Origin of the sequence: Leptolyngbya sp. FACHB-711 (assembly GCF_014695615.1) — a bacterium.
Lineage (GTDB): Bacteria > Cyanobacteriota > Cyanobacteriia > Elainellales > Elainellaceae > Leptolyngbya_A.
This window is the reverse complement of record NZ_JACJOR010000074.1, coordinates 1-6710: the sequence shown is the minus strand read 5'-3', so window position 1 is coordinate 6710 and position 6710 is coordinate 1. Positions and strand designations below refer to the sequence as shown.

Genomic DNA, 6710 nt, shown 5'->3' with positions numbered 1-6710 from the left:
ACTTACCGCAGGCGCTACCCTTCGCAACACCGCTTTGATCGCAACCCTGTTAGGATTTGTCCCGGTTGCAATCATTGCCTGGAATGCCCAAAGTTCAACGCTGCTCTGGCTGGCAATGGCTCTTTTTATGGCAATACGAGCAGGATTATTGGCAGTGCGGGTTCCGGCAACGACGCGATTAGAAAGCTAGCGTTTGCTAACCTTTAACTGACCCAATCTGTTTCTCAAATGGGCTTGTCAAGTATCCTTGTTTTCTCTGGAGTGGTTTAAAGTCCTCGCAGCCCTGCAAACCGCTATCGATAAGCAACTGCTTACATCAGAGGCTACTCTGCAACATAAAGATTTTCAGCCAATTAGGTCTCATGCTTGTAAGTAAGGAGATATTCTGGTGATGACAAAGTGATCGAAAAACATTTTGTGATTGGGTAGAGGTGAAAATAAACCGTGAAAGCGAAGAAAGAGGGCAAGAAAACAAAACAGACTGATCATAAAAAGAATAAAAACAAGAAGGAATTAAAAGATACGATCGCGCAAGCTAACGGAACAGGCAATGCAGAACACCTGCTCGAACCGTCGATTGATCGAACAGAAATTTCATCCAACCATCGATCGCAAAAACTCTCGCGCCAATTTTACGAGCAGGAGCTAACTCGCCTACAAACAGAGCTAGTGAAGCTTCAATATTGGGTCAAGCATCAGGGACTCAGAGTGGTGATTTTGTTTGAGGGTAGGGATGCAGCAGGCAAAGGAGGCGCAATCAAGCGAATCATTGAATGTCTAAATCCGAGAGGTTGTCGGGTCGTTGCATTGGGTAAACCGTCAGACATAGAGCGAACCAAATGGTACTTTCAACGCTATGTTGCCCATTTACCCTCGGCGGGCGAAATTGTTTTGTTCGATCGAAGCTGGTATAACCGTGCTGGAGTCGAGCACGTGATGGGCTTTTGCACCGAAGCAGAATATCAAGAATTTATGCAGTCCTGTCCAGAGTTTGAGCAAATGCTAGTCCGCTCTGGCATTATCTTGCTGAAATACTGGTTTTCGGTGAGCGACGAAGAACAGGAACGTCGCTTTCAGGAACGAGTCAAAGACCCGGCAAAGCGATGGAAGCTCAGCCCGATGGATATTGAAGCCCGCGATCGCTGGGAAGACTATTCCAGAGCAAAAGACGCCATGCTCGCCCATACCAACATTCCAGAAGCCCCCTGGTTCACCGTGGAAGCCGACGACAAAAAACGATCGCGCCTCAACTTGATGCACCACATTTTGAGCAAAATTTCCTACGAAGACATTACGCCCCCCGCGCTAGAATTGCCGCCCCGCCGCTCAGGAGAAAACTATGTGCGTCTGCCCCTGAACGAGCAGTTTTTTGTGCCGCAGGTTTATTAGTCGCGATCAGGCAAAGTAGCTGTCGGTTGCCAAAACTCCTGCCCGAATATCTGCTTTTAGGATTTGTATTCCGGTAACATTCAGCAGCAAGTCTCGATTTGGGGCAAAGCCAGAAGATCGATCGTTTACCGCCAGATAAGTTCGTCCTTGCCACTGCAAAAAGACCGCTTCATTGGCTTGCAGCTTTTGCTGACCTCGCCGCTGTGGAATTTTGTCTCGATAAGCCGTGCTCACCCCACTTGCAAGAGAACTGCCGCCAACCCGACCTGCGTAAAAGACAGCAACAGGCGCATCGCCCACCCCGTCATCATCTCGATCGATCAGGATTCGATCGCCCTCGTTCACTTTCCAGTCCGTGATCTGATCGGTTGCTTTTAGAGTTGATTGCCGGAAAACCAGTGCCTCGCTGCTACCTGCAAAAACAAAGTAATCTGCGCCTGCGTTGCCGGTGAGCCGATCGCCCCCTCGACTTCCCATCAGCAAATCATCGCCTGCCCCTCCCGTCAAACTATCTTGACTGGAACTGCCAATCAGAAAATCATTTGCATCCGTACCAGCCAGCTTGAGCACACGACCTGTTGCCCATTCCACCGCACCAATATCCGGTTTACCGCTGCGTCCAATCCCTCGCTGATCGATCGCAGGAATGTTTGTTCCTGTCGCCCCCTCGATTGCAGGACTGCCCTTTAGAAGCATCTGAACTGGACTTAAACCGCCACTACCCCCTTGTAAGGGAGCCAGTTTTGGGTCAACAACACGGGCATTTGCCGTAATCAATTTGTCATTGGGCGAGACAGGAGCCGGAAACTGGATATTATTGCCGCCGTCGATAAGCTGCCAGCCCGTTTGTGAGTTTATCTTCCAGGGATTGCTTGTGCTGTTGTACGCCACGATCGCATTACTCAGCGTGACTGCCGTCTGGTTTGTCCAGAAAGCACCGCCCCCAAAACCTGCATAGTTATTAGCGATCGTCACATTTGTAAAATTGACAGGATAGCCGCGATCGTTTGCTAGGCTGACCGCACCACCTAATCCCTGCGCTTTGCCATTGTCTGCCCGATTTCCAGAAATTGTGCTGTTAACTACGGTGACAGGCGATTTTCCCCCAATCCACATCCCGCCGCCTTGATCGAGCGCAGTATTGTTGGCGATCGTTGTATTCCGAACAGTGAGTTCTCCGTTACCGTGACGCAGCCCGCCACCAAGTGAGTCTCCCCCGGCTCCGCGACTGACGGAATTACCAAGAATAGAACAGTTTTCAACGATCGCCTTGTCCTGTCCGTAGAGCCACAGCATCACCCCGCCACCCTGTGCTGCTCCACGATTGCCCTCAATCCGGCTATTGCGAATTGTAATCGTACGACCGGGTGCACCCGGAACATTTTGCGCTGTAGCAGGATCAGCTCCGTCTACATAAATGGCTCCTCCATAGCCGATCGTGCCCGCCTTCACGCCCCCCGGAGTCGAATCATTGTTGCGAAAGGTGCAGTTTTCAACGAGTAGCTGTGTGAGTAGATTGTTGATTGCTCCACCGTTGCTGCCTCGATTATTGGTAAAGCTGCTGCCCCGGATCGTTAGCGTCCCACCGCTCGATGTGGCAATTGCCCCGCCACCCCGCTCTTCAATTGCTCCTGATCCATCATTTTCATTGAAGCGGCTATTGATAATTCGGGTCGTCGATCGATAGCCCGTCCAGATGCCGCCTGCATAGGAAGCTACGTTGCGGTTGATCTGGCATCGGATAATGTTTAGGGTGCTATCCATCCCGGTTTTAATGCCTGCCCCTGCCCCGGTTTCATCATCGCGACCCGTCAGCCGTCCATTTGCCAGAATCAAGTGCTTGAGCGTAACACTGGTTCGTTCGCCTGTTTTGAGAACGCGACTGGCATTGTTGCCGCTAATCGTTACACCGGGCGCAGCAGAGCCATCAATTGTCAAATCTTTTTTGATTTCGAACTGTCCACTGGTAAGAGCGATCGTCTGCCCCTTGAGGCTGGGCGCAAAGCGAATCGTAGCTCCGGATTGGGCTGAGGCGATCGCCGATCGAAGTGAACCTGCTCCAGAATCGGCTGTCGTCGTAACAAGAATTGCTGCTGTGGGTGAAGACTTTGCCATAACGTACCTCTTACTTGGAAAGGAGGTAGACACATCCCGTCTCTGCAAATTCCAAGCTGAAGTTGAAATCGTTGCAGTTAGAGTAGGGCTGCTCTTTCAAACTGCCCTGTCTTCACCTTTCCCAAGATCAGTCGAATCGAATCATGGCTATGGTTCAATTAATGTTTTAATTAGGGATAAAGTAGGTTGCGGAATCAGTGCCACCACTAAGCATTTACACTTAACCTGGCTTGGCTTACCGCAGTGATGGCTGGTCGCTTCTGCTTACCTCAAGCCTCCTGCACTTCGATCGCAGTTTTTTCCCCAGAAGGCACCTTCTTTAATCCCGCAACAGATTTCATTTTCCGCACTTTGATTGGCTGAGCTGGATTACCAGAATAGATGGTCATTGCCTCCAGCGATCGTCCGGTTACGCCGCCCAACCCCAGCACTGCTCCTTTCCCCACCGTTACGCCTGGACCAATGATCGCCCGCGCCGCAATCCAGCTTGATTCTGCGATATGAATCGGGGCAATTTTCAGTTCAAACTGGGGATGGCTCCAGTCGTGATTTCCCGTACACAAATAAACGCTCTGCGAAATACACACATGACTGTCGACCGTAATGGGTGCAAGGTTATCAATCCAGGCATCTTCCCCCAGCCACACATAATCCCCGATCGACAACCGCCACGGAAACTTCACTCGTACCCCCGGCTTGATTCGCACGCCCTGACCCATCTGTGCTCCAAACCTGCGCAAGATCCAAACTTTGATCGCTGACATTGGTAACCAGTAGCTTTGCACTAGGGGCGAACCAATGAAATACCACAATAGCTGTTTCCAATACGGTGCGCCGGGGGTATAGGAACCGACTGTGTAGCGATCGAGTTGCATCATAGCAAGGGATGAATTTAGGGAGAAAGAATTAATGAGCTATGAACTATTAATCAGTACATTCCTAAACGGATCAGTAATAAAAAACGATCGCACTCCTAATTTACGAATGCGATCTCGGATCAGTAATTGAATGAAGGGGAAATGCCGCAGGGGGTAGCGGCAATCAGATTTTTTGGGTGGCTTTTGCTGCTTTTTCTTCTTGCTTTTTCTTGCGGAATAGGGCAGCACTCATTCCCAAAGCAGCGGGGAGCAGTGCAGGAGTCGGAATGGGCGTTGTGGGAATTCCGCCTAACACTTTGTCACTCCCACCCCCTGCATTAACCTGCTGAAAGCGTCCGACGGATCTCAAGCTTCCATTCTGGAAACCGCTAAGGAATGCTTGCTCAAGAGTAATTGCGTTGATTGAGCTGAAGAGGAAGCGAACGGTTGTTGATTGTCCCGCAGTTAGTCCTTGCTGTGGATTGCCACCAGCAAAATTACCGGGTCCAGCAGAGCGAATTCCCGCGTTAAAGGAGCCAAAGGGAGAGAGATCGGCGGCTCCTTCATCTGTTGCTCCATTGGTGGGAGTGATGAAGGAAGCGTTGTCGTTGTAGAGCTGAGTAAATGCACTTGCCAGGGGATTATAGGTTCCTCCTGCAACAATACTGGGTAAATCAAAGCCGATGCCAACTAGCGTTGACTGAGTTGCACCAAGCCCAGCGGAACCATTTGTTGTGTTTGCGATGCCCAGATTCAGCAAAGTGTCAGAGCCGCTTTGAGAAAAGTTGAAATCTAATAGGGCTGTAGAACCCGTGTTTTCTGTGCTGCCAAAGACAGGGCTAATCGAAAGGGCAAAGGCTTCGGCAGGGCGTGAGAGCGCGAAAGAACCAACGGTCACTGCGCTAAGGGCAAGCGCACCAGTTAGAAATTGTTTTTTCATGATTTTCTTGGATTGATCAACAGAGAACAAACACTATGATCCTGCTCGAGCAACCAGAACAACGATTGCTGAGAAGACTCAACAGTGTAGATATCGTGATAAAAGTTTGGAGCCACGAAGACAGGTTAAATGTGGCGAGCGCACCCGAAGTTGCGGTAGAGCAACCTGCCCATCAAGTATTTTCAGGGCTGACAATATTTCAAGCTATCCTGAATTCTTAGCAATTAATGCAAATTACCTAACCGTATTATAGACTACACGAGTCACCGTAAATATACCAGTTTGTAAATCTTTAACTACTAATAGAGATGAACGAATTCTCTCGTTCACAAACTAACATTTATTGATTCTGGCTCATTCTTGACTGAACTCTGTCCTGAATCTCGTGTAGCGTTGCGCCCGTTCTTCCGGTCACAATCCAGACAAGCGATCGCCCCACATCTCGCCAGATGCGTGCAGATGATTCTCTAGCTCGATCGGACGGTACAACCACCGGAGTAAACGTAATCCCTCGACTGCCCAGCACAATCGTCGCGATCGCTTTTGCCCGGGGCATGTGAAAATCCGAGGTGACGACATAGACATGCTGAATTTGACGCTGCTCGAAATCTGACACCAGCGTTGTGAAATTAGTTACGGTATCTATCGCTCGATAATCGAGGTGAAGGCGATCGTCTGGAATGCCCGCCGCTCGAAAAATGGCTTGTGATTTCTGGCGAGTTTCCCCTGTTGAGACCCAAACATCTAGCGATGGGTAATGGCGGGCAAGCTGAGCCGCCACCGCTTCTCGACTCGGATCTCCGCCCAGCGTCAGAATCGCCTGAGGACGTGGAGCTTGGTGAGCAGCAACCGCTAGCCGGACTGGAATCATGAGCAGCACGATCGCCAGCAGCGTCGCTAAGCTGATAGATGCCCACCGCACAAGTTTGAACCAACCCTTTTTTAAAATCAACGGTCTAGCGATTCGCTACAAGTCATCCTCCATCTTCTTGCATATTTTATGTGATGGAAACGTTTTAGCGAACTGTCTGCAATGCGAAGCCGTTTCTTCAATAGTTGCCTCAGTGGGGCAATTGCTCGGGTAATCGTTGTGCCACACACATCATGACTAATGCGCCCTCGGTCAAATTGGGATTACGACCGCTCAGCCGTTGTGCCATGCCAATATTCCAAGCCTGCTTACCTCGTTCACCCTGCAAAATTTCAGCACCAACTTTCAGGTTATGAGGATACAGGTTCACCGAAAAGCCCAATGGTTCCAGGATGCCTCGAAAAAATGCTTCAGTCACCCCATCTCCCGGTAAATGATGCACTTCGGTTGCCTGACACCAATATTGCTCCTCTGCCGTCGCGTGTCCGCCGCGCTTTAGCAAACGATAGATGGGCAGGCGTAGCTTCCAGATCGCATG

Annotated in this window: 5 protein-coding genes and 2 pseudogenes; 2 read left to right on the top strand and 5 right to left on the bottom strand. The window is 50.2% G+C overall.

Features of this window, described 5'->3' with window-relative positions; all coding sequences use genetic code 11:
* Both H6F80_RS01850 and ppk2 read left to right on the top strand, forming a co-directional pair.
* Positions 1-190, top strand: a pseudogene (locus tag H6F80_RS01850) (MATE family efflux transporter); the annotation flags it as partial.
* Between the two features lie 254 nt (positions 191-444).
* Positions 445-1389 carry a polyphosphate kinase 2 gene (gene ppk2 / locus H6F80_RS01845; protein WP_190789915.1) on the top strand — a complete coding sequence of 315 codons (945 nt, stop codon included), beginning with the start codon at positions 445-447 and terminating at the stop codon, positions 1387-1389.
* Positions 1390-1395: 6 nt separating this feature from the next.
* Here the strand turns inward: ppk2 and H6F80_RS01840 are convergent, their stop codons facing one another.
* From H6F80_RS01840 to H6F80_RS01820, 5 genes and pseudogenes are all read right to left on the bottom strand, one after another.
* A complete protein-coding gene (locus H6F80_RS01840; RefSeq protein ID WP_190789914.1) occupies positions 1396-3504 on the bottom strand; it encodes a bluetail domain-containing putative surface protein in 2109 nt (702 codons plus the stop codon).
* Positions 3505-3773: 269 nt separating this feature from the next.
* Positions 3774-4382, bottom strand: a complete 609-nt coding sequence (locus H6F80_RS01835) for a putative colanic acid biosynthesis acetyltransferase (protein ID WP_242067116.1) — start codon at positions 4380-4382, stop codon at positions 3774-3776.
* Between the two features lie 163 nt (positions 4383-4545).
* A complete protein-coding gene (locus H6F80_RS01830; RefSeq protein ID WP_190789913.1) occupies positions 4546-5301 on the bottom strand; it encodes a PTPA-CTERM sorting domain-containing protein in 756 nt (251 codons plus the stop codon).
* 340 nt (positions 5302-5641) lie between these two features.
* Positions 5642-6223 carry a YdcF family protein gene (locus tag H6F80_RS01825; protein ID WP_518523500.1) on the bottom strand — a complete coding sequence of 194 codons (582 nt, stop codon included), beginning with the start codon at positions 6221-6223 and terminating at the stop codon, positions 5642-5644.
* Between the two features lie 139 nt (positions 6224-6362).
* Positions 6363-6710 (bottom strand): annotated as a pseudogene (locus tag H6F80_RS01820) (hypothetical protein); the annotation flags it as partial.